Source organism: Clostridium muellerianum (genome assembly GCF_012926525.1).
GTDB lineage: Bacteria > Bacillota > Clostridia > Clostridiales > Clostridiaceae > Clostridium_AM > Clostridium_AM muellerianum.
On sequence record NZ_JABBNI010000010.1, the window covers coordinates 13,390 to 38,820 of the forward strand.

Sequence of the window (25,431 nt, forward strand, 5' to 3'; positions counted from 1 at the left end):
GTATATGGAATATTTTGCTGGAGAATATGATGTAGTTGTAATTGGAGCAGGTCATGCAGGTTGTGAGGCAGGACTTGCAGCAGCAAGGATGGGTTGCAAAACTTTAATGTGTACTATGAATTTAGATAGTGTTGGTTTTATGCCATGTAATCCAAGTGTAGGTGGTACTGCAAAAGGTCATTTGGTAAGAGAGATAGATGCATTAGGTGGAGAAATGGGTGTAAATATAGACCATACATTTATTCAATCAAGAATGCTTAATACATCTAAAGGTCCTGCAGTACATTCATTAAGGGCGCAGGCTGATAAGAAACGATACTCCGAAAGAATGAAGCATACTATAGAGAAAGAAGAAAATCTTTATTTAAGACAAATTGAAGTTATAGATATAAAAGTAGAAAATAAAAAAGTTTGTGGTGTATTAACTAAAAATGGAGCTTATTTTAAAACAAAAGCAGTTATTCTTACTACAGGAACTTATTTAAGAGGTAAAATTATAATAGGTGAAGTTAATTATAGTGGAGGTCCAAGCGGACTTTTCCCTGCTAATGAGTTATCACAAAAACTCTTAGAGCTAGGTATAGAACTTAGGAGATTTAAAACTGGTACACCTGCAAGAGTGAACAGTAGAAGTGTTGATTTTTCTAAAATGATAGAACAAAAAGGTGATAAGAAGATAGTTCCATTTTCATTTATGAGTGATGATATTAATAGAGAACAAATACCTTGTTATTTAACTTATACTACATATGATACACTTAAGGTTATAAGAGACAATATAAATAGATCTCCATTGTATAATGGAACTATAAAATCAGTAGGACCTAGATATTGTCCGTCAATAGAAGATAAGGTTATGAGATTTCCAGATAAAGAAAAGCATCAAATATTTATAGAACCAGAAGGGGAGAATACAGAAGAACTTTATGTAGGAGGAGCTTCTAGTTCACTTCCAGAAGAAGTTCAGCTTGCTATGTATAGAACAATAGAAGGTCTTGAGAATGTAGAAATTTTACGAACAGCTTATGCTATAGAGTATGATTCTATAAATCCCCAACAACTTAAGTTATCATTAGAGTTTAAAAATATAGAAGGACTTTTTGGAGCAGGTCAGGTAAATGGAAGTTCTGGATATGAAGAAGCAGCAGCGCAAGGAATTATTGCAGGAATAAATGCTTCGCTTAAAATTCAAGATAGGGAACCTTTAATTTTAAAAAGATCAGATGCATATATAGGTGTACTCATAGATGACTTAGTAACTAAAGGTACAGAAGAACCATATAGAATGATGACATCACGTTCAGAATATAGATTAATTTTGAGACAAGATAATGCAGATTTAAGATTAACAGAGATTGGACATGACATAGGTTTAGTTAAAGAAGAAAGATATAATAAGTTTTTACAAAGAAAACAAGCAATACAAGAAGAGATAAATAGAATAAAAAGTGTTCAAATTAATCCTAAAAAAGAAGTTATTGAATTTCTAAGTTCATTGGATTCTTCAGAACTCAAAAAGTCTATAAGTTTATATGAACTTATAAAAAGACCTGAACTTGATTATTTTAAAGTAGCTCCTTTAGATAAGGATAGAATTGAATTACCAGATGATATAAAAGAGGAAGTTAATATTATTTCAAAGTATGAAGGATATATCAACAAACAATTAGAGCAGGTAGTACAATTTAAAAAATTTGAAAATAAAAATATCCCAAATGATATTGATTATAATAATATAAAAGGTTTAAGATTAGAAGCTATACAAAAACTAAGCAAGGTGAAACCTATGAACATAGGGCAAACTTCAAGAATTTCAGGTGTTTCTCCTGCGGATATTTCAGTACTTTTAATATATCTTGAAAGAGAATATAGAACCAAAAGTCAGGAATAATTAAATGTTTTAGAATGGAGAATAAATTATGAAATATTTCGATATAATGAGTGATGCGTGTAAAGATGTAGGGTTATCTTTTAATAAGGATATTTACAGTAAGTTTGATCAGTATAAAGACATGATTAAATTTTGGAATGAAAAAATTAACTTAACAGCTATAGTTGATGATGAACAAATATTTAAGAAACATTTTATAGATTGTATAAAGATTTTTAAATTTTCTCCTTTAAAAGAAGCTAAAAGTATTATTGATGTAGGTACTGGAGCTGGTTTTCCTGGAATACCAATTAAAATCATGAAGCAAGACTTAAATTTGATATTGCTGGATTCTTTAAATAAAAGAATAAATTTTTTAAATGAAGTCGTAAATAAAATTAGTTTAAAAAATGTAGCTACTATTCATGGAAGAGCAGAAGATTTTTCTAGAAAACCGGAATATAGGGAAAAAAGTGATGCTGCAGTATCAAGAGCTGTTGCCAATCTTTCAGTATTAAGTGAATTATGTATTCCTTATATTAAGGTTGGAGGTTACTTTGTTGCCATGAAAGGCCCTTCTGTGGAAGATGAAATTAAGGATGGTAAAAATGCAGTATCTATTTTAGGCGGAAAAATAGAAGATGTTATAAAGATAAATATTGAAGATAGTGATTTAAAACATAATCTTGTTATAATAAAAAAGATAAAAGAAACACCAAAAGCATATCCTAGAAAAGCAGGAACAGCAAGTAAAAAGCCTTTAAGATAAGTATAATAATTCAATAAAAAAGAAGGCATTTAAAAGATTGGAAATATGTTAATAATAGTGAAACTTAAGAGGGATGGTTAAATATGCAAGAAAATATTAGTTATATATCAGTTGATTTAATTTTACCTAATGTATATCAGCCTAGAAAGTATTTTGATGAAGAAAGTTTAGAGGAGTTAGCACAATCTATAAATACATATGGTATAATACAACCTTTATCAGTAAGAAAAGTAAGTGAAGATAAATATGAATTAGTAGCTGGTGAAAGAAGATTAAGAGCTGCAAAAAAAGCAGGTCTAGAAAAGGTTCCAGTTATAATAGTGGATATAAGCGATAGAGAATCAGCAGCTATTGCTCTTTTAGAAAATCTACAGAGAGATAATTTAAATTTTTTAGAAGAAGCTGAAGCCTATTATAATTTAATAAAGGATCATTCATATACACAAGAAAAGTTAGCGGAAGCTATAGGTAAAAAGCAATCTACCATTGCCAATAAAATTAGATTATTAAGATTGACACCTGAAATAAGAAATATTGTTTTAGAAAATAATTTAACAGAGAGGCATGCTAGAGCATTACTTAAGTTACCAACGGAAGAATTTCAAAAAAACATACTAAAAGTAGTAATAAAAAAATCATTAAATGTTAAAAATACAGAAATATTAGTAGAAAAAGAATTGAGTAAATTAGAGACGGATAATACAAAAAACGGAAAGAAAAAAATAAAAGGAATATTTTCACCAAGAGTATACATAAATACCGTTAAGCAAGTTTTTGATAAATATGGACTTAATGCAGAGTATTCATCTAAAGATTTTGAAGATGAAATACAAATTACTATAAAAATACCTAAAAAATAAGATGTTTCACGTGAAACTTTAAATTTTACAGATTATTTTAGTGCTTACTTGTTTTTTTCCTTGAGCTAGTATTGGCTCAAGTTTTTTTTTACAAATATTAAAGTGAAATTTTTGTTAAAGTACTTTAAATATTTCATTTAAAAATATATAATTAAGAATGAGGCGCTTTTATACATAAATAATATTTAGTAATGCCTCTACTGTAAGGTTGGTGATGATTATGAAAATAATATCAATATTTAACCAAAAAGGAGGAGTTGGTAAAACGACAACTTCTATAAATTTGAGTGCTTATTTAGCTATGCAGGGATATAAAATATTAAATATAGACATTGATCCTCAGGGTAATACTACTAGTGGATTAGGTTTTGATAAAAGAACTATCAAGGAGTCTATATATGATGTTTTAACTTCAGATGTAGGTTTAGAGCAAGTTATGAAAAAGTGTGAGCTAATAGATAATTTTTATATTATACCATCTAAGATGGAGTTAGCAGGAGCAGAAGTTGAACTCATAGATAAACCAAATAGGGAAAATATTTTAAAGGATAAAATTAAATACCTAAATGAACAATTTGATTTTGTATTTATAGATTGTCCTCCATCATTAGGATTGCTTACAATTAATGCACTTACATTATCTAATAGTGTACTTATTCCAATCCAATGTGAATTTTATGCACTAGAAGGCGTAGGACAACTTGTAAATACTATACAACTTGTAAAAAAATCTCTTAATAAGAACATAGAAATTGAAGGGGTTATTATGAGTATGTATGATGGCAGAACTAAATTATCTAATGAAGTTGTAAATGAAGTAAGAAAGTATTTTAAAGATAAAGTTTACGATGTAACTATCCCTAGAAATATAAGGTTAGCTGAAGCACCAAGCTTTGGACTGCCAATAATGCTTTATGATGATAGATGTAGAGGAGCAGAAGCTTACGAGAATCTAACTAAAGAATTTTTAAGAAGGCAGAAGGAGTGAGGAAATATTGAATAAAAAGTTTGGATTAGGGAAAGGCCTTGGGGCATTAATACCAGATCAAACTATTGAAGAAAATGAAGCTAAAAATAATGAGAATATAAATTTAATAGATATAAATTTAATAAAGGCGAATAGTACTCAACCAAGAAAAAATTTTGATGAACGTAAAATTATTCAACTTTCAGAATCAATAAAAGAACATGGAATTATACAACCTATAATATTAAAATCTAATGGAGATACATATACCATAATTGCTGGTGAGAGAAGATGGAGAGCAGCTAAAGTTGCAGGAATTAAAGAAGTTCCTGCAATAATAATGGACCTATCAGATAAGGAGATTTTAGAAGTTTCATTAATCGAAAATATACAAAGGCAGGATTTAAATCCTATAGAAGAAGCTCTAGCTTATAAGAGGTTAATTGAAGATTTTAAATTAACTCAGGAACAATTAAGCAATAGAATAGGAAAGTCAAGAACTGCTGTAACAAATTTATTGAGATTACTAAATATTGATAATAGAGTAAAAGAATATTTAATTGATGGAGTTATATCAGAAGGACACGCAAGAGCTTTATTAAGTTTAGAAGATAAGGATTTGCAGTATGAATATGCTCAAATGATAATAGATGAAGCATTGAGTGTAAGGCAAACAGAAAAGCTTATTAAAAATATAAATAATAAAAAAAGGTTATCTAAAAAATCAGTAAGTGATGTAAATCCATATTATGTGGATATCAAAAATAAATTAGAAAATCTATTTGGAACTAAAGTTCAGTTATTGGATAAAAAAGATAAAGGTAAAATTGAAATAGAATATTATTCTAGTGAAGATCTTCAAAGAATACTAGATATATTAGAAATCAAAAATTAATTATAAATTTTCAGCTCTAATGTTTCACATGAAACATTTATGGAAGGAGAAACAATATGCAAAACATCATAGGAATAATAAACAATTTTCAAGTTTATATTATCGCTGCACTTTTTGTATTGGTTGTAATATTACTTATTATGGTAATTACTGCATTCAAGTCATTAAACAGATTAGAAGGTAGATATAGGAAGTTTATGAGGGGTGTAGATAATAAGAATTTGGAAGAACTAATAACAGGCTATCTAGATAAAGTGGATAAGGTAGAAAAAAATTCAGATGATATGAAAGAAATATATAAGGAATTGGATACAAGATTAAAAGGATGTATTCAAAAAGTTTCTGTTGTAAGATACAGAGCATTTGAAGATGTAGGAAGTGATCTAAGTTTTTCAATATCTTTATTAGATGAAAATAATGATGGTGTTATTATTACAGGTATATATGGTAGAAACGAGAGTACTACGTATGCTAAACCAGTTGATAGAGGAATATCAAGATACGATTTATCTGAAGAAGAAAAACAAGTGTTACAAAATTCTATAAATAAAGTTTAAAGTAATGAATAATAAGCCTCCTTTAAGGGAATAGTAGCCTTAAAGGAGGCTTGTTTATGAAAATTTTTATTTCACAAGAACTTATGCACATAAGACAAGAATTAAAAAAAAGAGGATATGAGATAATTGATAAACCGGAAAATCAAATGTATGATGTTATAATATGCAACTTGAAAAATGGAGGATTAATAAGTCCAAATATAAATAGTAGTATAGAAAGAGAAGGCACACTGATAATAGATTCTGGTAGTAAAAGTATAGAAGAAATAGAGTGTATATTAAATAATAGATCATGTAGTACATTACTTTAAAATGCCTTCAACATTTATACTTGTATCTTTCATTAGGCATTAGCATTTTGTATTAGATTATCGTTAAAATCATTATTATACTTTTTCCCTCCAATGGTTTTTAAGATAGAGTGATACAATCCTTTATATATAACATCTACAATTTGCATTACTGTGAATAGTCTTGTATTTTGAAGAACCATAAATTCCATAGCACCAGATATATTAACTATACCTGTTATGCTTAAGTCGCCAATTTCAGGCAAATCTTTATTCATAGCAGAACCTGGTTTTAAAGGTTTCCCTTCTACTATTATTTTTCCAACATTTTGAATGCTGCCTAAACATGCATCAACAGCTATTATAAAAGGATTTTTGAATTTATTATTAACTTCATTAATAGTATTAGTAAGGTTTTTGGCATGAACAGGATTTTTAAGACTACCATATAAAAATACTCGATCTCTTATTAAAAAATTTAACTTATCACCTACTAAGGGGCCTAGGCTATCACCAGTTGATCTATCAGTTCCTATACACAAAATAATTATAGGTCTGCCTGATTTCACTATAGGATAAATTTCTTTGCTTAAAGTGTCTCTTAATTGAAAAACAGAATCTTGGGATGAGGAATCTAATATTAATTTATTTATCATATAAAAACCTCCTGTTATTATGAATTTTAACCACATAGAGGTTATTTATACCTATATTTTTTATTTTTTAGCGTAAAAAATTCCTGATATTTGGTATCAGGAATCCCAGATTAAGTACATACATTTTAAAAACATATGGACTTTTATGGTTAAAGTATATTAATTTTTTTAAATATATTATAAAAAACTACAAGGAATATACAGAAAATCATGCCCAAAATCCCATCAGCTTTAAGACCTATAAATAAGGCAGCTAAAATTGCTACAGGGTTGATACCTAATGAAGATGAAACAATTTTTGGTTCAATAATTTGTCGTATTATTGATACTAAAATATAAGAAATAATAATTCCAAATGCGGTTATATAATTTTTAAATAAGAAAACATATATAAGAGCGAGAGGAATATATACAGTGCCTATTCCTAATATAGGCAGAATATCTACAAAGGCACATAGTGTGCTTAAAATAATTGCATATTTTACTTTAAAAACTAAAAATACTATTATGGTTTCTAGAAAAGTTATGCTTATAATAAACATATAAGATAGTAGATATTTAATAAGCATTTTTTTTGTTTCTAAGTAAATGTAAAATATTTTATCTGTTTGATTTTCTGGAATAATAGTTAAAAATTTATCTTTAACATTAACTATATCTTTAGTAAAAAAGTATGTAGTAAGTAAAGTAAAAAGTATAACCATAATTATATATGGAATAGATGTTAAAAAGCATATTATTGTAGATACAACTTTTCCCGTTACAGATACAGTTATATTAGAAACTTTAGTTACAAAGTTTGAGAAATTTTTATCTACAGCGTTAATTATATAAGGATCAAGATTTTTATAATATTTTTGAAGCTTTTCGAAGGATTCATATACATTAGAAGAATTTTGAGATATATATGATTGAGTATTTTTTCCCAATTGAATAGCTTCCGTTGTAAGAATTCCTATTCCAAAGGATAATAGCAATATTAATACAGTAAAAAAAATAATTGTAGTTATTAAGGATGCTGATGAACTTTTAATTTTTAACTTTTTTATAATATATCTAGTTGGTGTTTTTAAAATTAATGCACATAATAAAGCTAGTACAAATGGAAGCGTATAATTTATAGTGCTAAAAAATGTTAAAAAAACCACAGTATATATTATAAAAAAAATCATAAATTTATCAAGTTTGATTAATAAGTCTTCCATTTAAATTACTCTGCCTTTTAAGATTGAATTTATAGCATATAAAGTGTAATCTATATCTTCTTTGGTATTAAAACATCCTATACTGAATCTTAAAGTACCCTTTGAAAATGTATTGATAGTTTTATGTGCTAAAGGAGCACAGTGCAGACCAGTTCTGCTCATTATATCAAAACCTTTATCTAAAATAAGAGAAAGTTCTTCATTATTAATCTTAGATGAATTTATGGAAACGGTAGAAGTTCTTAAAGCAGCATTTTTCAATCCATATACTTGAATTGATTTAATATTTAAAAGTCCATCAATAAGACGCTGACACAATTCTGTTTCTATTTCACATATAGTTGAAATACCAATTTTATTTATGTAGTTAATGCCAGCGAGCAAACCAGAGATACCGGGAGCATTTAATGTACCACTTTCAAATTTGTCAGGAAGAAACTGAGGTTGCATAATGCTTTGGGATAGGCTCCCTGTACCACCTTCCATAAAAGTGACAGCTTCTTTATTTAAATTATCATCAATTAAAAAACCACCGACACCTTGAGGACCAAGAAGGCATTTATGTCCTGTAAATGCTAGTGCATTACAGTTAAGCTTGTAAAAATCTTCAGATATGCATCCAGCTGTTTGAGCAGAATCTACAATAAAATATATGTCTTTTTGTTTGCAAATACTGCCTATAATTTCTAAAGGTTGAATAGTACCTATTATATTAGAAGCGTGGGACAATACTACAAGTTTAGTATTTGGTTTTATAGCATTCTTAAAATCATCAACATCAATAAGTCCATTTTCAGAACATTTTAGAACATCTACTTCTATATTCATACTTCTTTTTAGTGAGGATAGAGGTCTTAATACGGAATTATGTTCCATTGAAGAAGTTATTATATGCCAGCCATCTTTAATAATACTTTTCATTAATATATTAAGTGATTGTGTTATGTTTCCAGTGAATATTACATTTTCTAATTTGTTGAAATTAAAAAAATTCATTAAAGCTTCTCTACAATCATAAATAATTCTATCCCCCGCTAAAGCATTGGAATATCCCCCCCTTCCAGGATTAGCACCTATATTTTTCATATAATTAAGTATTGATGAGTAAACTGCTTCAGGCTTGGGATAAGAAGTAGAAGCATTGTCTAAATAAACACTCAAAATGATACCTCCCATATCAATTAAATAAAATTTATTATGAAAACATAAGAAATTAAATGAAACATAAAAAATAATGACTACAAAAGTATAGAGATCATTAATATAAAAATGTTACTTTTGAAGCTTTTGAAATTTTTATAAACTCATACAATACAGTAACGCCATTAAATATTATTTCTGATATAATAGAGTATAATATTGTATGAAAATATATGGATTATTTTTCATAAATTTATAATAAATAAATAATTATATACAATATTCCATATCATATATAATTATAAACTAAATTAATTATATATAAAACAAAAATTAAATTAAAAAAGGAGGAGAATTCATTTTAAATGAATTAAGGTTTATGAAAATTTATTACATTTTAACTTTTCCCAATACACATAGTGCTATAAGTGGAGAAAGTGTTTTAAAAAATAACAACATTAAAGTAGAAATAATGCCTACACCAACAGTGATTACTAAAAGTTGTGGTATAAGCATAAAATTAGGTGGTGAGTTTATAGAGAAGGTAAGTGCTTTAATAAAAAGAGGCGAATTATCCATAAAAGGTATTTATATTAAGGATGGAATTGAATACAAGAGTTATAGCATATAATTAGGTGGTAATAATGAAGAATTTATTTTGTTTTTTTACTTTAAGTATTGATTTAAATAAAAGTGTTTTAAAGATTGATGATTTTTTAGATAAACAGGATATTTACAAATTTGGATTAAATATAATTAAAGTTATAATTATTTTAATACTTATGTACATAGCTGTTAAAATAGGAAATACAATTATAAATAGATATGTTTCTAAACAAAAAAATTTTAAGTTTTCATTAGATGATAAAAGAGCTAAAACTGTAGGTGCTATTTTGAAAAGTGTACTTAGATATTCAGTATATTTTTTGGGTATTTTCGGTATAGTTGAAGTTTTATTTAACAAAATTGGTTTAACTTTTGCAGGAATAGGAGGTTTAGCTTTAGGTTTTGGAACTCAAAGTCTTATAAAAGATGTTATTAATGGCTTTTTTATATTATTTGAAGATCAATTTACTGTAGGCGATTATATTAATGTAGATGATAAAGGCGGAATAGTAGAAAGTATAGAGCTTAGGGTTACAAAAATAAGAGATTTTAATGGAGACTTACATATAATCCCTAATGGACTTATAACTAAGGTTACTAATCATTCAAGGGGAAACATAAGGATTATGGTAGATGTTGATGTATCTCATGATGAAGACTTGGATAGAGCAATAAAATTAATATCGGACTTATGTGATAAGTTTAAAGTAGAAAATGAATGTGTTACAGAAGGACCAAAAGTATTAGGTATATCCGCATTAAAAGAAGATAGAATCACTATAAGAGTTGCTGGCAAGTCTAAACCCATGACTCAATGGGATACAGAGATGAAGCTTAGAAAAGAAATAAGAGAAGTTTTAATTAATGCTAATATAAAGACACCATATGCACAGGTGAAAATAGTAAAGGAGTGATAACATGGTAAAAACTTTTTATCTTGGAGATATAGTTGAGATGAAAAAAGGACACCCATGTGGCGGAAATTCATGGGAAATAATAAGACTTGGAGCTGACATAAAAATTAAGTGTTGTAATTGTAGCAGAATAGTTATGATACCCAGAAGTAAGTTTGAAAAGGATGTAAAAAAAATAATAAAACAAAATGTCATTGAAGAAAAATAAATTGATTTTTATGAAGATAAGTGATATAATATCTAATTGTGATCCCTGCTGTGTAAAGCACAGCCGTTAGTCCAAGGGGAGGAGGTGAAATCTAATGAGAAAATATGAAACTATATTCATACTACACCCATCATTAGACGAAGAAGCTGTTAAAGCTAACGTTGAAAAATTTAAGGGCGTAATAGAAAATGGTGGAGGCGTAATAGATAACGTTGATGCTTGGGGCAAGAGAAAGCTTGCTTATGAAATAAACAAGATTGGCGAAGGAAATTATACTCTAATAAACTTTAGCGCTAATCCTGAATTACCAAAAGAGTTAGACAGAGTATTCAGAATTTCAGATGCTGTTATAAGACACATAATAGTTAAGGATGAAAAATAGGTGGTGTTTTTATGAACAAAGTTGTTATAATTGGAAGATTAACCAAAGATCCTGAGTTAAAGTTTACTCCAGGAAATGGTACAGCTGTTGCCACCTTTACTTTAGCCGTTGATAGGAGATTTTCTAAAGATGGTCAAAAGGAAGCCGATTTTATCCCTGTAGTAGTATGGGGAAAACAAGCTGAATCTACAGCAAATTACATGAGTAAAGGTAAACTTATGGGTGTTTGTGGTAGAATTCAAACTAGAACTTATGATGCTAAAGACGGTACTAGAAGGTACGTTACTGAAGTTGTTGCAGATGAAGTACAATTCCTTGAATGGGGAAGTGGAAATAAATCAACATCATCATTTAACGGAACTTCATCTGAAGATTTTGGAAATGCTCAAGGCTTTAATGAAAAGGCCTATGGAGAGGATATTACTCCAGTAGATGATGGAGATATCCCATTTTAAAGGTAAGGAGGGATAAAGATGCAAAATAGAGAAGGCGGAAGAAGAAATTCTGGTAAAATGAGAAAAGCTAAAAGAAAAATCTGTAGCTTTTGCATGGATAAAGCCGAATCAATAGATTATAAAGACATAAATAAGTTGAGAAAGTATGTTACAGAAAGAGGTAAAATTCTTCCAAGAAGAATTTCTGGAAACTGTGCAAAACATCAAAGACAACTTACTGATGCTATAAAGAGAGCAAGAAACATAGCATTATTACCATTCACAACAGAATAGTAAGTTTAAGTGAAGGATTTTTATTCTTCACTTTTTATTTTTTGTATATGTTTTATATAACAGTGCAAATTGACAATGTTATTCATACAATTTATACTTTAAAATATCATCATGATAAAGATATACATATGAAAACGTTTTTTTAATGAGCAGTGTTGAAATGTAGGGCATTAATATTAAAAATAAAATAAATTATGCAATTGTTTATGTATAATAAAAGTATAAAATAGCTAAAATTCTAAATAGACATTGATTTATTGCATAAATACAGAAAAATAACTAAAATATAATTATAACTTTAGAGGGGATGGGGGTAAATGAAAAAAGAAGATTTTAATATAATGTACAATGTGAAAATAATTGAAGAATTGAAAGCAGATCTTTTATGTACAATCGGTGATTTGTTTAAGGTACTTACTAAGGGAAGCAATATAGCTCAAAATGCAATATTAGATTGTATTTCAGGAGCGATAATAGTATTATACTTACTATCAGAAAGACTAGGGTATTCACATGCATCAGTAGATGAAACCATGAGAAAAAAATTAAGAATAGGTATAATAGAAGAAGATAAAATAGAGAAAGAAGGTAAGGATTTAAGTAAACTTTATAATCATCTAAAGGAAAGAGAATGATGGAGGAAAAAATGCAAAATAGAAGTTACAGTACAAAGTCAATAGTGGAAGCAGGATTAGTATCAACTTTAATTGTAATAATTATGCTTGCTAATTTATATGTTCCTATGGTATCAATTCTAGGAACGCTAGCGTTGCCAATTCCTGTAACAGTGCTTTATATAAGACATAATTTTAAAGTTTCGTTATCTGCAGTCATAGTGAGCTCAATTATAGTAGCTATGATAAGTAATCCGTTAATGGCACTTCGATGCTTAATTGTACTTAGTACTACCGGAATAACTTTAGGATATTGTATAAAGCATAAAAAAAGTAATAGCTTAACATTAATTATGCTGACTTTAGCATCCGCTGTAGCAATTACAATAAGCTTAGTTATAATAGTAAACTTAGCAGGAAAACATGGAATTATAGATTTTATATCAAACCAGTTACAGGAATCTATAAAAGTGGCAAGGCAAATGTACGTAGATGCAGGTTTAACGAAAGAACAATTGGCTTTATTAGACAATATGGCGGAACTTGCTAAGCCAAACAATTTATTTAAAAATCTATTACTGATATTATGTATGAGTGGATTTTTCTCAGCAAGTGTAAACTATTATGTCACTAGAGTTATATTGAAAAAGTTAAAATATGATGTGGTAGAAGTAAAATCTTTTATTTATTTTTATGTTAATAGTAAAGTAGCGGCAATAATGGCTATTTTTATTTTAATAGGGGTATTGCTTACTAGAAATAACATATCTATAGGTAGTTCTATAACCACATCTGGTTATGGCATTCTTCTAATACTGCTTTTATTAGATGGAGTAGCTTTTGCTTTATATTATTTAAAAAATAAATTTAATATGTCAAAGTTAGTTTTAACATTAATATTAGTGTTTACTATTTTTTCCCCGCTCTATATAGTTTTCATTTATTTAGGACTTATGGATATATTGTTGGATTTTAGAAAACTTGACCCACATAGAAGAAGGCCTATAGAAAAATAAATGGAGGCTTATTAAATGGATAATAAATATAATTATTTTATAAATAGTAATAAAGTATATATGATTATAATAGCTATTCTTATTTCAATACTTTTAATTTATGGGCATTTTTTTATAGGAATAGTGTTTATAAGTTTATATATAATTCTTGTAGTATATAATATGAAAAATATAAAGGTTAGGCAAACTGAGTGGAAAAAGTTTATAGAAAACTTTTCTACTCAGCTGGATAATGCCACTAGAAACACTTTGGTAAAGATGCCATTTCCATTAATTATAATAGATAAAAAAGGAGAAATTCTTTGGTACAATCAAAAATCTTCTTATATAGTTAAAGATGAAGATATATTGGGCAAGAATGTTAACAGTATAATCAAGGAAATTAACTTGAGACAAATTTTTGATGGTAAAAAAAATGTAATTAAGAATGCTAAATTAAAAGAAAAGTATTATGATATATATAGTAATGTAGTGGACATATCTGATGACTTAGAAGATAGAATAATAATTTTATATTTTTATGATGTTACAGAAAAATTAAAGATGCTTAAGGATATAGATTCAAATAAATATACTATAATGCTTATAGAAGTTGATAATTTCGATGATGTAATTAAGACAATTGAAGAGAATGAAAGACCTTTAATAATTGCAGAAATAGAAAGATCAGTAAATAGTTATGCGCAGAGCTTAAACGCAATGCTAAGAAAATATGATGATAATAAGTATGTATTATGTGTTCAAGATAATTATATTGAAAAAGAGATGGAAAAAAAGTTCGAAATATTGGATAATATAAGAGAAATCAATATGGGAAACAAATTAGCTGTTACTTTAAGCATAGGAGTAGGGCGAGGAGGGGAATCTCCATTACAAAATGAAAATTATGCAGTTTCTGCTAAGGAATTAGCACTTGGTAGGGGTGGAGATCAGGTAGTAGTAAAAATTGGAGAAAAGTTATCTTTTTATGGAGGAAAAACAAAGGAAGTAGAGAAAAGAACTAAAGTAAGAGCGAGAGTTATAGCACATGCTCTTATAGATCTAATAAATGCAAGCAGCAAGGTTTTCATAATGGGTCATGTAAATCCAGATATAGATTGTCTTGGCGCTGCTGTAGGAATTTATAGTACAATAAAATTTTTAAAGAAGGATTGCTATATAGTACTAGATGAAACTAATACTAGTATAAATCTTATATTAGATAAAATTAAAATGGAAGAAGGATATGAAAAAGTATTTATAAGTAGTAAAGAATGCATAGAGAATGCAGAATATAACAGTCTGCTTATTCTTGTAGATGTTCATAGCAAAGGATATGTTCAAGATATGAATGTAGTAGAAGCCTTTGAAAAGATAGTTATAATAGATCATCATAGAAAGTCTACAGATTTTGTAGAAGGAGCACTTTTAAGTTATATAGAACCATATGCATCTTCTACATCTGAATTAGTTACAGAAATGCTTCAATATATGGTTGAAAAACCTAAAATAAAAGTTATAGAAGCGGAAGCTCTTTTAGCAGGAATTTGTGTTGACACTAAGAATTTTTGCTTTAAAACCGGTGTAAGAACTTTTGAAGCTGCTTCTTTTTTAAGAAGATTAGGGGCAGATACCATAGATGTAAAAAAGTTTTTTGCAGATGATTTAGACACCTATTTAAAAAGAGCGGAAATTATAAAGTCAGCTAAAATATTTAATAATATAGCCATAGCTGTATGTCCTAGTGAAATAGAAGATATTGTATTAGCTGCACAAGCTGCTGATGAATTGCTAAATATTACAGGTATTAAAGCCTCTTTTGTTTTTGTTAAAATAAAAGAGGATGTATGTATTAGCGGAAGATCTTTAGGAGAAGTGAATGTGCAAGTTATACTTGAATCTTTAGGAGGTGGAGGGCATATGACTATGGCAGGTGCAAAAGTTAAGCAAATCACAGTAGATGAAGCTTTACAAAAACTTAAAGATGCCATTGGCAAATATGTTATGGAAGGTGAAGAGTAATGAAAGTTATACTTTTAAAAGATGTTAAGTCAGTAGGAAAGAAAGGAGATATAATAAATGCTTCTGATGGTTATGCAAGGAATTATTTATTACCAAAGGGACTTGCACAAGAAGCAACAGGCACTAATGTTCATATTTTAAATAATAAAAAAGAAAATGAAAGAAGACAAAAACTTGCAGAAATAGAAGCAGCGCAGAAGGTAGCAGAAAATTTAAAAGGTAAGGAAATTAATCTTTCAGTTAAAACAGGAGAAAATGGAAAATTATTTGGATCAATAACAGGAAAAGATGTAGCTGATGAGCTAAATAAGAAATATAATTTAAATATTGATAAGAAAAAAGTTGTAATAGGTAATATAAAACAAGTTGGAACTTATGATGTAGAAATAAAATTATATCCTGAAATTTCAACAAAGATAAAAGTTATTATAGCAGAAAAATAAGGGGGAAAACCTGTGAAATCACAATTTGTGAATGATATAGAAGATGGAGTTATGGATAACATATCAATTGATACCCAAGTAAATGTATTGTACGAACTACTAAATAAAGTAATGGATGAAGGTTCTATAAAATCTAGGACAATAAAATATAAGCTTCAAAGTTATGTAAAAAGTAGGGATACGCTAAAAAGACTTTATGCTTTAAATATGATAGTAAGTGATGGTAAGGGAATAAAAACTGTACCTAATGAATCAGAAGCATATAAAGTTTTAGAAGATACAAATGTTTGGATTTCAGAAGCTTTAGCTACAAAGTATGTTAGAAGTAAGATAGAGCAAGAAGTAGAAAAAAATCTTATAGAGAAACAAGAGAAGTATTTAGATGAAGTAAGATTAGGAATTATAAAAAAACAAAAAGGTCCAGAAAATGCAAAAACGCTTAAGAAATATGCTCAACTTGAAGTTTTAGATTCTAGAAAATTAAGTAAAAATATTCAAAGTATTTTAAGACCAGAAAGTTTTTCTGAAATTGTAGGACAGGAAAGAGCAATAAAATCTATATTATCAAAATTAGCATCACCATACCCACAACACATTATTTTATATGGTCCACCGGGTGTGGGTAAAACTACAGCTGCAAGGTTAGCATTAGAGGAAGTTAGAAAATTAGAGTATACTCCCTTTCATGAAAGTGCTAAATTTGTGGAAGTTGATGGTACTACTTTAAGATGGGATCCGAGAGAAATAACAAATCCTTTGTTAGGTTCAGTACATGATCCTATATATCAGGGTACTAAGAGGGATTTAGCAGAAACTGGTACACCAGAACCAAAACCTGGACTTGTTACAGAGGCTCATGGTGGAATGCTATTCATTGATGAAATCGGAGAATTAGATGAAATGCTTCAAAATAAATTGTTGAAGGTATTAGAAGATAAAAGAGTAGAATTTTCATCTTCATATTATGATCCGGATGATGAGAGTACCCCTAAGTATATAAAGTATCTTTTTGAGAATGGTGCCCCAGCAGATTTTGTATTAATAGGTGCTACAACTAGAGAACCTAATGAAATAAATCCAGCATTAAGGTCTAGATGTACAGAAGTTTATTTTGAACCTTTAAGTTCAAAAGATATACAAAAAATAGTTAAAAATGCAGCTGAAAAAATTAATATTGATATAGAAGAAGGTGTAGCAGAAACCATAAGCAGGTATACTATAGAAGGTAGAAAAGCCATTAATATACTTGCAGATGTATATGGATATGTACTATATAACAACAAAGGAGTTAATTTAAACTCAAGGGTTTTGATAACAAATAAAGATTTAAATGAAGTTATAAGTATAAGTAGACTAGCACCTTTCGAAGATGTAAAAAGTGAAGTAAAATATGAAATTGGACATATATACGGCTTAGGGGTTAGTGGATACATTGGTTCTACATTGGAGATAGAAACAGCTGTTTTTGAGGCAAAAGAAAAAGGAAAAGGTACAGTAAGATTTAATGATACTGCAGGAAGTATGGCAAAAGATTCCGTATTCAATGCTGCTTCTGTAATAAGAAAAATAGCGGATAAAGATTTAAGCGATTATGATATACATGTAAATGTTATAGGAGGAGGAAAAATAGATGGACCTTCTGCTGGAGCAGCAATTACAATGTGTATTATAAGTGCACTTTTAAATAAACCATTAAGACAAGATATAGCTATAACTGGAGAAATATCTTTAAGAGGTAAAATAAAGCCTGTTGGAGGTATATTTGAAAAAGTTTATGGAGCAAGAAGAAAGGGTATAAAACTCGTAATTATGCCTGAAGATAATATAAAAGAAGCTCCAACAGAATTTAACGATATAGAAATAAAAGCAGTTAAAAATATAGAAGAATTAATGGAACTAGTTTTTGAATGTAATTCTAAGGAGAGATAACGGAATGGATGCACCTCTTAGAAGTATGCCTCATAGTATAGAGGCAGAACAAAGCGTAATAGGTTCAATGCTTGTAGATAAAACTTCCATAGCTGAAGCTATGGAAGTTTTAAAAACTGAAGACTTTTATAAAGATGCACATAAAATTTTATTTACAGCTATATTAGATTTAAATCAAAAAGATGTAGCAGTAGATATAATAACTCTTACAGAAAACTTAAAATCTAATGATAAATTAGATGCTGCAGGAGGTATAACTTATATAAGTGAATTGAGTGGTTCAGTAATTTCTACAGCAAATATACAATCTTATATAAAAATAGTGAAGGACAAAGCAGTATTAAGAAACCTTATTAGATCTTCTACAAAAGTAATAGAAGAGAGTTACAATAATCAGGATAATGTGTTAGGAGTTATTGATTTAGCGGAAAAGCAGATATTTGATATTTCTAATAACACAAGTACTTCTGATTTTGAGCCTATGAGCACTGTTCTAGAAAGAGGATTTATAGAAATAGAAAGGCTTTTTAATAATAAAGGGCAAACTACAGGTGTTGCTTCAGGGTTTAGAGAACTTGATGCTAAGACATCAGGATTTCAAAAAGGTGATATGGTATTGATTGCAGCAAGACCATCTATGGGAAAAACTACATTTGCTTTAAATATAGCAGAATATGCAGCCTTAAGAGAAGGTAAAAGTGTAGCAGTATTTTCCCTAGAAATGTCTAAGGAACAATTAGCATATAAGCTTTTATGTTCTGAAGCTCATGTAGATATGCTCAGACTAAGAACAGGTAATTTAGAAGATAAGGATTGGGAAAACATTGCGAGGGCATCAGGGCCACTTGGTGGAGCTAAAATATATATAGATGATACTGCAGGTATTTCGGTTATGGAAATGAGATCTAAGTGTAGAAGATTAAAGATAGAACATGGAATAGATATAATAATGGTGGACTACCTTCAGTTAATGTCAGGAAGTAAGGGCTCAGAAAGTAGACAACAAGAAGTATCAGAAATATCTAGATCCATTAAAGCATTAGCAAAAGAAATGCAGTGTCCAGTTATTGCCCTGTCACAGTTATCTCGTGCTCCAGAGGCAAGAACAGATCATAGGCCTATGTTATCGGATCTTAGAGAATCTGGTTCCATAGAACAAGATGCCGATGTAGTTATGTTTTTATATAGAGATGAGTATTATAATAAAGAAACAGAAGAAAAAAATGTAGCAGAATGTATTATTGCTAAACAAAGAAATGGTCCTACAGGTACTGTTAAACTTGCTTGGCTTGGACAATTTAGTAAGTTTGGTAATTTAGATGTTATCCACCAACAATAAAAAATGAGGCTAGTTTTTATGCTAGACCTCATTTTTTATAAAAATGGCATTAATATTTAAAATTTTTTATTTTTAAGTTATTAATGAATATCTATTTTTCTATTAGATTCTTTACCTTTTTCCTTTTTTGGAAGAACAACTTTTAATACGCCATCTGTAAAAGATGCATCAATAGTATTTTCCTCCACATTGTCTATATAAAAACTTCTCTTAAATTCTCCATATCTTCTTTCACGTCTTACATAGTTTTCTGATTTGTTTTCTATATCATCCTGTCTTTTTGCTGATATAGTTAAATAGTTATTGTTAATACTAATATCTATGTTTTCTTTCTTTATACCTGGTAAGTCAGCTTCTATCATATAGTTAGTATCATCTTCTTTTAAATCTACTTTAAATCCATTTCCAAATGTAGAAATAGTTGATGGATAAAACATATCATCAGCAAAGAAATTGTTGAAGAAGCTATCGAAAATGTCATCACCTCTTTTACTTAAAGAATTGTTTCTTTTAAAAGGAACCATATCAAACATAATAAAAACCTCCTTAATTTTTTAATATCTTGTGTTTATGCTTATATAATAATACAAAGGTCAAAGAAAGTCAAAGTAAGAAAAATTAGTATTTTAAAGATTTTAATAATAAGTAAATGATTTAATGATGTAAATTAGTATAATGGGAATTAAAACGTAAAAATAGAAATATTTGATTAAATATTTCTATTTTATTATTAAAGGTCAAAAAAATATAATTTTTTTGACCTTTAATATTGTGATCATCTGTATAAGTTAAGTTATCATTGTTTTATCAAAAATATGTAAAATTAAATTAATTATGAGAATAGTTGATTATATTAACAAAGTGTATTAAAATTATAAATAGATAAAGATTTAACTGTGCTCCTATGGCTCAGCTGGTAGAGCAACTGATTCGTAATCAGTAGGTCGCAGGTTCGAATCCTGTTAGGAGCACCACAAAAAAGCTTGAAATATCAACGCATAGCAAGCTTTTATTTTTTTATAAAAATAGGATTTAAATTAGAAATGGGCTTTATTTGGGATTTATTAATATCAAAAGTTATTAAAAATAGCCTTAAAATACAATAAGAAAAGCAACGATATTTTATTATCCTTGCTTTTTATTATCCTCTTTTTTAGTAAATAAATGTTCAAGTTTGTTAGCAGCTTCTTTATCTGCTCTTTGAAGTGCATGAGTATAAATTTTAAGTGTAGTGGACGGTTCTGCATGACCTAGTCTTTTAGACACTGCAGCAAGGTCTACACCTTCGCCAATCAATAAACTTGCGCTTGTATGTCTTAGTCCATGAAAGTTTACAGTATCAAGCAAATACTTTTCTTTATCTTTTTTTGCAATCGTATTATCATTTAAGATTTTATTATTATGTCTTTTAATGAAATTTGAGAACCATTTTCCTAATGTTTGAGGGAATATAGGTTCACCATTGTGTTTAGTGAATATACGGTCACTATTTACCCATAAATCATCCAGATCAGCTTTAATACCATTTTGCCATAGTTTATATTCTCTTAGTACAGATATTACTGTGTTAGGTAAAGTAATTAATCTTTCACTGCTTTCATTTTTAGTGGATTTTGTGAAAGTACCTTTGCCAGGTATATATTGAGAAGATTGTTGTATTCTTAATACAGCATTATCAAAATCTAAATCGGACCATTCCAAACCATTTAGTTCACCAGCTCTCATGCCACCATAAATAGATAAATAAACCATAGCCTTATACTTTATTGATTCATTTTCCATGAGTTCTAATATGTACTCTACTTGGTCAACATCAAAATGTTTTGCTTCTTTTCTTTCAACTTTTGGAGGTTTTACACGTAGAGCGGGGTTATTTAATATAAATTGCCATTGAACAGCACATGTAAGAATACTGGATATAATTCTGTGATGGTATAAGATAGTTCTTTCTGATAATGTAGCAGATTTTTCAGTAGCATCAAATATATCATTAATATTTACACTTAAAATTTGACATATCTTATTAGCAATAGAGAAAGTTGTATTATTACCAGGTTTAATATTTTTTATGGTTCTATATTGAATTCCAGTTTTAGCAGCAAGATCTTTTAAGTTTATTCCTGATTGTGAAATAATAGCAGCATAGTGCTTATTTGCAGTATACTTTTTATCAAGCCTAATACCATTTTCACGAAGGTTATTATAAAATTCGTTTAAATGTGTTGGCTGCAGCTTATTTAATTTAATATGGCCAAGTGCTGGAATAATACGGCTTTCCAATATCTTTTTATAACTAAATAATGTCTTAGGTGCCAGCTCATGCTCTGCATAATCTTTTAGCCATTTATTTATAAAATCCTCAAAAGTTATTTTACCAGCATCAAGAAAGATTCCTTTTTCAACTTCATCTTTAAATAATACAAATTGCCTTTCGGCTTCCGATTCCCGTTTATTGGGTTTAATATGGCTTAAATTAATAGTTTTACGCTTAACTATCTGTTTTCCACTCTTATTATATCCACATGATACAGTAAGTCTGTAAGAGCTTTCACCACGCTTTTCTATTGATGCCATAATCGTAATTCTCCTTTCATGATTCATATTAAATGTAAATTCTTAATTATTATTTATTATTTTCATCATTATTTTTTTTTTAATAAGGAGTAAAATTTAATAATATTTACGCTTGTATCAATATTTTTAGTATATAGCTCTTCAAGTGTTTTTAAATTTTTGAAAGTTGATTCTGATATATGTGGCATGCTAAAGGTCTTTAGATGAAATTCATTCAAAGCTTGAAGTTGCTTAGTTGGATCTATAGCAGAATTTACTAAGCTTTTTGTAAGTAGTTCACTGTTTATAAAATATTTAAAGTTATCGTCTTTTGATAATTCTACTATGAAATTTGTAAATTTAGTTAAATCGTGAATGACATTTATTAATATATTGAACTCTTTTCTGCGTTCAATATCTATATGAGATTTATAATAGTTAACTAATGCTTCATTCAGTTTTGCAGTTTCTTCTTTTATATTTTCTTTTATAGTTGTTATATGTTCTTCAATTATGTCCAACTCATGATAAAAGTTGTAATCCCAATATTCAACATGAGATTTAGCAGCCTTCAAAAGTGATTCGTCTTCTGGAGTTTGATAATCACTTTCACCTATAAGGTAATCTGTTGTAACACCAAAAAACTTAGCAATTTCACGTAGTGTTTCAATGTCTGGTTCAGTTCCTTTTTCATAATCTAAAATATCATCTATTGAGATATTTAATTCTTTAGCTAAATTATATTCGGTTAACTGTTTTTTTTCTCTTAAGTTTTTTAATCTAGTTCCCCAAGTTAAGTTTCCTAGTAGTTTATTAACTGGAATTTTAAGTGTTTCAGCTATTTTGTTTAATATATCTAAACTAGGATTATCTTTTTTACCTTTTTCCAGTTGCTGAATGTATGCACCTGAAACGCCTATTTTTTTCCCAAGTTGTTCTTGTGTAAGATTCTCTTTTAGTCTTAATTTTTTTAGTGTATTTCCATTCATATTAAAACTCCTCTTATTAAACTGATAGTTATATTGTATCATGGTTTTTTGCAAAAATAAACTCAAAGTTTAAAAAGTACTTGTACAAACTGTCAGTTTGTAATATAATGAATTTGTGGATAAATTAAACTAACAGTTTAGAAGGGGGCGTAATATTGAACTTGAAAGAAATCAGAAAGCAAAAAGGATTTACAGTAGCTAATTTAGCTGAAGCAATTGGGGTTTCTGCTTCTTACATTTATCAACTAGAAAAAGAGGTTAAAAATCCATCAAAAGTAATTATGCAAAAGATATCAAAAGTACTTGAAACATCAGTTCAAGAATTATTTTTTTAAATAGGAGGAAGTTTAAATGGCTAGAAGAGCATATTTAAAAAAAGCAGCACCAGAGCTAGGGCTTACGGAGTATCAGCTAAGGAGGATGGCAAAGGAACATAAAATACCATGTTTGCTTAGTGGAAATCGTTACGTATTTGATATAGAGCTGTGCCAAGAATTTTTGAAAAATAAGGCAATGGAAAATGTAAAAACATTTGAAAGTACTAAACAATATGGGGTTTTAAGAAAAATTGGTTGTGATTGATGTTGTATATACAATATTCAATAAGAATTTTAAGTAGGTGGTAGATATGTAATGGCAGAAGGGTTTTATCCAACAAATAATGAGGTATTAAATTTTTATTTAGATAAAGATTTGGACAAAATAAAATTTAATCATTATATAACCAGAAAGGAGAATTTGCAAAGAATAAGAGGTGGCTTACCAAAAGGCCAGTTTTATATGACTATAAATAAAGTAAGCAAAGATTTAAATGTTACATTTGCAGCAGCTCGAGGATTGATTAAAAAATTTGATAAAATTGGCATTATAACTAATGTTTATACGCCTCCCAAAGGATGTAAAAATCCTTCAATATGGAAGTATAATTCAGTAATTTTTGCTAACAATGACGGCAGCAATGAGGTTAACAATGGCAACAACAATGAGAAACTTAGTGATATCAAAGCTTTAGATGGTATTTGTGATAATGAGAATAACAATGACAGTAGCAATGAGATTAACAACTCTAAAAAACAATATATAAAAACAAAAAATAAAAAGATTTATATGTCTGATTCTAACGAATACAGACTGGCCGAATATTTGTATAAATATATATTAAAAAATAATCCTAAAGCTAAAGAACCTAATTTACAAAATTGGGCAAAAGTATTTGACTATGTTCTTAGAATAGATAAAAGAGATTTAGAAGAAGTTAAAGAACTAATAAAGTTTAGTCAACAACATAAGTTCTGGTATAAAAATATTCTAAGTCCAGATAAATTACGTAAACAATATGACAGATTAATTTTAGAATTAAGTGAAGGTTTAGGAAAAGGCATAATGACAGATAAATTAAAACAAGAAAAAGAGAAACCTAAAAAATTACTTGGATGGGATTAATAAAAAAGGGATGATGAGGTTTGGAGAGTATTTCACAATCAGTAAAAAGAATTAAAGAGATGGCCTTAAAATGTAAAGAAAGAGCACCTAAGGCAAACTATAGTTGTCCTATTTGTAGAGATACAGGAAGTATAATAACAGATCAAGCTGATGGACAACCTATTATAAAAATATGTAAATGCCAGCAAAAGGAGATTTTAAGGCAACAATGGATAGATGCTGGATTTAACATAATGTCAGCCGATAGGAATTTTAAAACATTTAAAATAGATAATAAGGTATCAGAAAAAATGAAAGATATGGCGATGGATTATGTTGAGAATTTTGTGGCAATCCAATTTAATAATAATAATAGCATATCTTTTCTAGGACAACCAGGATCAGGGAAAACACATATATGTATGGCTATAGCTTTAGAGCTTATCAAAAAAGGTTTTTATCCTGTATATTTTCCGTATAGAGAGGTTATTACAGAGTTAAAACAAAATGTAATGAATCCAATAATATATCAGGAGAAAATGAATAAGTATAAAAAATCAAAAATTCTTATTATTGATGATTTATTTAAAGGTGGGGCAACAGAATCGGACATAAGAACTACGTTTGATATATTGAATTATAGGTACTTGAATAGATTACCAATAGTAGTTTCTAGTGAACATTTAAGTCAATCTTTATTGAATATAGATTATGCACTAGGTGGAAGAATTATAGAAATGTGTGAAAATAGAATTCTTGATATATTTGGAGAAGAATTTGACAAGAGATTAGAGTGAATTAGAAGGAACAAAAATAATTGAGGAATTAAGTTTGGCAATAGTACTGTTTCTGCAGATGATAATTTAAAAGAAATTGAGCTTCAAAAAAGCAAAATTTAAAATAAAAAAGTGAGGTAATTTGAGATGAAAAATACAAAAAGTACAAATTTGAAGGAGAATTTAAAACAAGTTTTAGGAGGTATTGAAAATATTGATGTACTTGAAGTCAATGACATTGAAGCCATAGTAAATAAAGTTCGTATGGAGCTTAAATTTTGTAAGAGCAAATTTTGAGGAGT

The 25,431-nt window shown here is 28.5% G+C and carries 30 protein-coding genes and 1 tRNA gene; 25 read left to right on the forward strand and 6 right to left on the reverse strand.

What is annotated here, in order from left to right:
- Positions 1-4 precede the first annotated feature (4 nt).
- The 7 genes from mnmG (at position 5) to HBE96_RS04925 (ending at position 6,229) form a co-directional block, all read left to right on the forward strand.
- Positions 5-1,891 (forward strand): tRNA uridine-5-carboxymethylaminomethyl(34) synthesis enzyme MnmG, encoded by a 1,887-nt coding sequence (mnmG, locus tag HBE96_RS04895; RefSeq protein WP_169296646.1) that lies wholly within the window; start codon positions 5-7, stop codon positions 1,889-1,891.
- Positions 1,892-1,919: 28 nt separating this feature from the next.
- Positions 1,920-2,639 carry a 16S rRNA (guanine(527)-N(7))-methyltransferase RsmG gene (gene rsmG / locus HBE96_RS04900; RefSeq protein WP_169296647.1) on the forward strand — a complete coding sequence of 240 codons (720 nt, stop codon included), beginning with the start codon at positions 1,920-1,922 and terminating at the stop codon, positions 2,637-2,639.
- An 83-nt stretch (positions 2,640-2,722) separates the two neighbouring features.
- Positions 2,723-3,499, forward strand: coding sequence for a nucleoid occlusion protein (gene noc, locus HBE96_RS04905; protein WP_169296648.1), 777 nt, complete (start codon positions 2,723-2,725; stop codon positions 3,497-3,499).
- A gap of 220 nt (positions 3,500-3,719) precedes the next feature.
- Positions 3,720-4,487: a ParA family protein gene (locus HBE96_RS04910; RefSeq protein WP_169296649.1), complete on the forward strand. Its 768-nt coding sequence runs from the start codon at positions 3,720-3,722 to the stop codon at positions 4,485-4,487.
- A gap of 7 nt (positions 4,488-4,494) precedes the next feature.
- Positions 4,495-5,361 (forward strand): ParB/RepB/Spo0J family partition protein, encoded by an 867-nt coding sequence (locus HBE96_RS04915; protein WP_169296650.1) that lies wholly within the window; start codon positions 4,495-4,497, stop codon positions 5,359-5,361.
- A 56-nt stretch (positions 5,362-5,417) separates the two neighbouring features.
- Positions 5,418-5,918 carry a DUF4446 family protein gene (locus HBE96_RS04920; protein ID WP_169296651.1) on the forward strand — a complete coding sequence of 167 codons (501 nt, stop codon included), beginning with the start codon at positions 5,418-5,420 and terminating at the stop codon, positions 5,916-5,918.
- A 56-nt stretch (positions 5,919-5,974) separates the two neighbouring features.
- Positions 5,975-6,229 (forward strand): YkuS family protein, encoded by a 255-nt coding sequence (locus HBE96_RS04925; RefSeq protein ID WP_169296652.1) that lies wholly within the window; start codon positions 5,975-5,977, stop codon positions 6,227-6,229.
- Positions 6,230-6,261: 32 nt separating this feature from the next.
- On the opposite strand, the gene yyaC is transcribed toward HBE96_RS04925, so the two are convergent.
- From yyaC to HBE96_RS04940, 3 genes are all read right to left on the reverse strand, one after another.
- Positions 6,262-6,864 carry a spore protease YyaC gene (gene yyaC, locus HBE96_RS04930; RefSeq protein ID WP_169296653.1) on the reverse strand — a complete coding sequence of 201 codons (603 nt, stop codon included), beginning with the start codon at positions 6,862-6,864 and terminating at the stop codon, positions 6,262-6,264.
- A 149-nt stretch (positions 6,865-7,013) separates the two neighbouring features.
- Positions 7,014-8,069: a sporulation integral membrane protein YtvI gene (gene ytvI / locus HBE96_RS04935; RefSeq protein WP_169296654.1), complete on the reverse strand. Its 1,056-nt coding sequence runs from the start codon at positions 8,067-8,069 to the stop codon at positions 7,014-7,016.
- Positions 8,070-9,230, reverse strand: a complete 1,161-nt coding sequence (locus tag HBE96_RS04940) for an aminotransferase class V-fold PLP-dependent enzyme (RefSeq protein ID WP_169296655.1) — start codon at positions 9,228-9,230, stop codon at positions 8,070-8,072.
- Positions 9,231-9,588: 358 nt separating this feature from the next.
- Here HBE96_RS04940 and HBE96_RS04945 point away from each other — a divergent pair, with 358 nt between their 5' ends.
- From HBE96_RS04945 to HBE96_RS05000, 12 genes are all read left to right on the forward strand, one after another.
- Positions 9,589-9,840, forward strand: coding sequence for a putative Se/S carrier protein (locus HBE96_RS04945; RefSeq protein WP_169296656.1), 252 nt, complete (start codon positions 9,589-9,591; stop codon positions 9,838-9,840).
- 13 nt (positions 9,841-9,853) lie between these two features.
- Positions 9,854-10,729, forward strand: a complete 876-nt coding sequence (locus HBE96_RS04950) for a mechanosensitive ion channel family protein (RefSeq protein WP_169296657.1) — start codon at positions 9,854-9,856, stop codon at positions 10,727-10,729.
- A 4-nt stretch (positions 10,730-10,733) separates the two neighbouring features.
- A complete protein-coding gene (locus HBE96_RS04955; protein ID WP_169296658.1) occupies positions 10,734-10,937 on the forward strand; it encodes a DUF951 domain-containing protein in 204 nt (67 codons plus the stop codon).
- Positions 10,938-11,031: 94 nt separating this feature from the next.
- A complete protein-coding gene (gene rpsF / locus HBE96_RS04960; RefSeq protein ID WP_169296659.1) occupies positions 11,032-11,319 on the forward strand; it encodes a 30S ribosomal protein S6 in 288 nt (95 codons plus the stop codon).
- 11 nt (positions 11,320-11,330) lie between these two features.
- Positions 11,331-11,774, forward strand: a complete 444-nt coding sequence (locus HBE96_RS04965; RefSeq protein WP_169296660.1) for a single-stranded DNA-binding protein — start codon at positions 11,331-11,333, stop codon at positions 11,772-11,774.
- Positions 11,775-11,792: 18 nt separating this feature from the next.
- Positions 11,793-12,047, forward strand: a complete 255-nt coding sequence (gene rpsR / locus HBE96_RS04970) for a 30S ribosomal protein S18 (RefSeq protein ID WP_169296661.1) — start codon at positions 11,793-11,795, stop codon at positions 12,045-12,047.
- A gap of 317 nt (positions 12,048-12,364) precedes the next feature.
- Positions 12,365-12,682 carry a MazG-like family protein gene (locus HBE96_RS04975; RefSeq protein ID WP_169296662.1) on the forward strand — a complete coding sequence of 106 codons (318 nt, stop codon included), beginning with the start codon at positions 12,365-12,367 and terminating at the stop codon, positions 12,680-12,682.
- Positions 12,683-12,693: 11 nt separating this feature from the next.
- On the forward strand, positions 12,694-13,677 hold the full coding sequence (locus HBE96_RS04980; RefSeq protein WP_169296663.1) for a YybS family protein: 984 nt from the start codon (positions 12,694-12,696) through the stop codon (positions 13,675-13,677).
- A 15-nt stretch (positions 13,678-13,692) separates the two neighbouring features.
- Complete coding sequence (locus HBE96_RS04985) at positions 13,693-15,678, forward strand: DHH family phosphoesterase (RefSeq protein ID WP_169296664.1); 1,986 nt, start codon at positions 13,693-13,695, stop codon at positions 15,676-15,678.
- Positions 15,678-16,121 carry a 50S ribosomal protein L9 gene (gene rplI, locus HBE96_RS04990; protein ID WP_169296665.1) on the forward strand — a complete coding sequence of 148 codons (444 nt, stop codon included), beginning with the start codon at positions 15,678-15,680 and terminating at the stop codon, positions 16,119-16,121. The genes HBE96_RS04985 and rplI overlap by 1 nt, the downstream gene beginning before the upstream one ends.
- Before the next feature lie 51 nt (positions 16,122-16,172).
- Positions 16,173-18,050, forward strand: coding sequence for a Lon family ATP-dependent protease (gene lonC, locus HBE96_RS04995; RefSeq protein ID WP_206154839.1), 1,878 nt, complete (start codon positions 16,173-16,175; stop codon positions 18,048-18,050).
- Between the two features lie 4 nt (positions 18,051-18,054).
- On the forward strand, positions 18,055-19,389 hold the full coding sequence (locus HBE96_RS05000; RefSeq protein ID WP_169296667.1) for a replicative DNA helicase: 1,335 nt from the start codon (positions 18,055-18,057) through the stop codon (positions 19,387-19,389).
- 80 nt (positions 19,390-19,469) lie between these two features.
- Here the strand turns inward: HBE96_RS05000 and hsp18 are convergent, their stop codons facing one another.
- Entirely contained in the window at positions 19,470-19,922 is a 453-nt protein-coding gene (hsp18, locus tag HBE96_RS05005; RefSeq protein WP_169296668.1) for a heat shock protein Hsp18, read from the reverse strand.
- A gap of 365 nt (positions 19,923-20,287) precedes the next feature.
- Between hsp18 and HBE96_RS05010 the strand changes: the two genes are divergently transcribed.
- Positions 20,288-20,363: transfer RNA gene (locus tag HBE96_RS05010), tRNA-Thr, on the forward strand.
- A gap of 151 nt (positions 20,364-20,514) precedes the next feature.
- On the opposite strand, the gene HBE96_RS05015 is transcribed toward HBE96_RS05010, so the two are convergent.
- Positions 20,515-21,963, reverse strand: a complete 1,449-nt coding sequence (locus tag HBE96_RS05015) for a tyrosine-type recombinase/integrase (RefSeq protein WP_206154836.1) — start codon at positions 21,961-21,963, stop codon at positions 20,515-20,517.
- Positions 21,964-22,031: 68 nt separating this feature from the next.
- Positions 22,032-22,931, reverse strand: a complete 900-nt coding sequence (locus tag HBE96_RS05025) for a helix-turn-helix domain-containing protein (RefSeq protein WP_169296669.1) — start codon at positions 22,929-22,931, stop codon at positions 22,032-22,034.
- 155 nt (positions 22,932-23,086) lie between these two features.
- Between HBE96_RS05025 and HBE96_RS05030 the strand changes: the two genes are divergently transcribed.
- The 5 genes from HBE96_RS05030 to HBE96_RS05050 all read left to right on the forward strand — a co-directional run bounded on the left by HBE96_RS05030 (position 23,087) and on the right by HBE96_RS05050 (position 25,426).
- A complete protein-coding gene (locus HBE96_RS05030; RefSeq protein WP_169296670.1) occupies positions 23,087-23,266 on the forward strand; it encodes a helix-turn-helix domain-containing protein in 180 nt (59 codons plus the stop codon).
- A gap of 16 nt (positions 23,267-23,282) precedes the next feature.
- Complete coding sequence (locus HBE96_RS05035) at positions 23,283-23,513, forward strand: hypothetical protein (protein ID WP_169296671.1); 231 nt, start codon at positions 23,283-23,285, stop codon at positions 23,511-23,513.
- Between the two features lie 51 nt (positions 23,514-23,564).
- Positions 23,565-24,374 carry a hypothetical protein gene (locus tag HBE96_RS26200; RefSeq protein WP_243186838.1) on the forward strand — a complete coding sequence of 270 codons (810 nt, stop codon included), beginning with the start codon at positions 23,565-23,567 and terminating at the stop codon, positions 24,372-24,374.
- Between the two features lie 20 nt (positions 24,375-24,394).
- Complete coding sequence (locus tag HBE96_RS05045; protein ID WP_169296672.1) at positions 24,395-25,150, forward strand: ATP-binding protein; 756 nt, start codon at positions 24,395-24,397, stop codon at positions 25,148-25,150.
- A gap of 126 nt (positions 25,151-25,276) precedes the next feature.
- On the forward strand, positions 25,277-25,426 hold the full coding sequence (locus HBE96_RS05050; protein WP_169296673.1) for a hypothetical protein: 150 nt from the start codon (positions 25,277-25,279) through the stop codon (positions 25,424-25,426).
- Positions 25,427-25,431: the final 5 nt, after the last annotated feature.

Bases quoted from the DNA above. Each gene is read 5' to 3' on its own strand.
- mnmG (WP_169296646.1), top strand. From the start codon at position 5: ATGGAATATTTTGCTGGAGAATATGATGTAGTTGTAATTGGAGCAGGT.
- rsmG (WP_169296647.1), top strand. From the start codon at position 1,920: ATGAAATATTTCGATATAATGAGTGATGCGTGTAAAGATGTAGGGTTA.
- noc (WP_169296648.1), top strand. From the start codon at position 2,723: ATGCAAGAAAATATTAGTTATATATCAGTTGATTTAATTTTACCTAAT.
- HBE96_RS04910 (WP_169296649.1), top strand. From the start codon at position 3,720: ATGAAAATAATATCAATATTTAACCAAAAAGGAGGAGTTGGTAAAACG.
- HBE96_RS04920 (WP_169296651.1), top strand. From the start codon at position 5,418: ATGCAAAACATCATAGGAATAATAAACAATTTTCAAGTTTATATTATC.
- HBE96_RS04925 (WP_169296652.1), top strand. From the start codon at position 5,975: ATGAAAATTTTTATTTCACAAGAACTTATGCACATAAGACAAGAATTA.
- yyaC (WP_169296653.1), bottom strand. From the start codon at position 6,864: ATGATAAATAAATTAATATTAGATTCCTCATCCCAAGATTCTGTTTTT.
- ytvI (WP_169296654.1), bottom strand. From the start codon at position 8,069: ATGGAAGACTTATTAATCAAACTTGATAAATTTATGATTTTTTTTATA.
- HBE96_RS04945 (WP_169296656.1), top strand. From the start codon at position 9,589: ATGAAAATTTATTACATTTTAACTTTTCCCAATACACATAGTGCTATA.
- HBE96_RS04950 (WP_169296657.1), top strand. From the start codon at position 9,854: ATGAAGAATTTATTTTGTTTTTTTACTTTAAGTATTGATTTAAATAAA.
- HBE96_RS04955 (WP_169296658.1), top strand. From the start codon at position 10,734: ATGGTAAAAACTTTTTATCTTGGAGATATAGTTGAGATGAAAAAAGGA.
- rpsF (WP_169296659.1), top strand. From the start codon at position 11,032: ATGAGAAAATATGAAACTATATTCATACTACACCCATCATTAGACGAA.
- HBE96_RS04965 (WP_169296660.1), top strand. From the start codon at position 11,331: ATGAACAAAGTTGTTATAATTGGAAGATTAACCAAAGATCCTGAGTTA.
- rpsR (WP_169296661.1), top strand. From the start codon at position 11,793: ATGCAAAATAGAGAAGGCGGAAGAAGAAATTCTGGTAAAATGAGAAAA.
- HBE96_RS04975 (WP_169296662.1), top strand. From the start codon at position 12,365: ATGAAAAAAGAAGATTTTAATATAATGTACAATGTGAAAATAATTGAA.
- HBE96_RS04980 (WP_169296663.1), top strand. From the start codon at position 12,694: ATGCAAAATAGAAGTTACAGTACAAAGTCAATAGTGGAAGCAGGATTA.
- HBE96_RS04985 (WP_169296664.1), top strand. From the start codon at position 13,693: ATGGATAATAAATATAATTATTTTATAAATAGTAATAAAGTATATATG.
- rplI (WP_169296665.1), top strand. From the start codon at position 15,678: ATGAAAGTTATACTTTTAAAAGATGTTAAGTCAGTAGGAAAGAAAGGA.
- lonC (WP_206154839.1), top strand. From the start codon at position 16,173: ATGGATAACATATCAATTGATACCCAAGTAAATGTATTGTACGAACTA.
- HBE96_RS05000 (WP_169296667.1), top strand. From the start codon at position 18,055: ATGGATGCACCTCTTAGAAGTATGCCTCATAGTATAGAGGCAGAACAA.
- hsp18 (WP_169296668.1), bottom strand. From the start codon at position 19,922: ATGTTTGATATGGTTCCTTTTAAAAGAAACAATTCTTTAAGTAAAAGA.
- HBE96_RS05015 (WP_206154836.1), bottom strand. From the start codon at position 21,963: ATGGCATCAATAGAAAAGCGTGGTGAAAGCTCTTACAGACTTACTGTA.
- HBE96_RS05025 (WP_169296669.1), bottom strand. From the start codon at position 22,931: ATGAATGGAAATACACTAAAAAAATTAAGACTAAAAGAGAATCTTACA.
- HBE96_RS05035 (WP_169296671.1), top strand. From the start codon at position 23,283: ATGGCTAGAAGAGCATATTTAAAAAAAGCAGCACCAGAGCTAGGGCTT.
- HBE96_RS26200 (WP_243186838.1), top strand. From the start codon at position 23,565: ATGGCAGAAGGGTTTTATCCAACAAATAATGAGGTATTAAATTTTTAT.
- HBE96_RS05050 (WP_169296673.1), top strand. From the start codon at position 25,277: ATGAAAAATACAAAAAGTACAAATTTGAAGGAGAATTTAAAACAAGTT.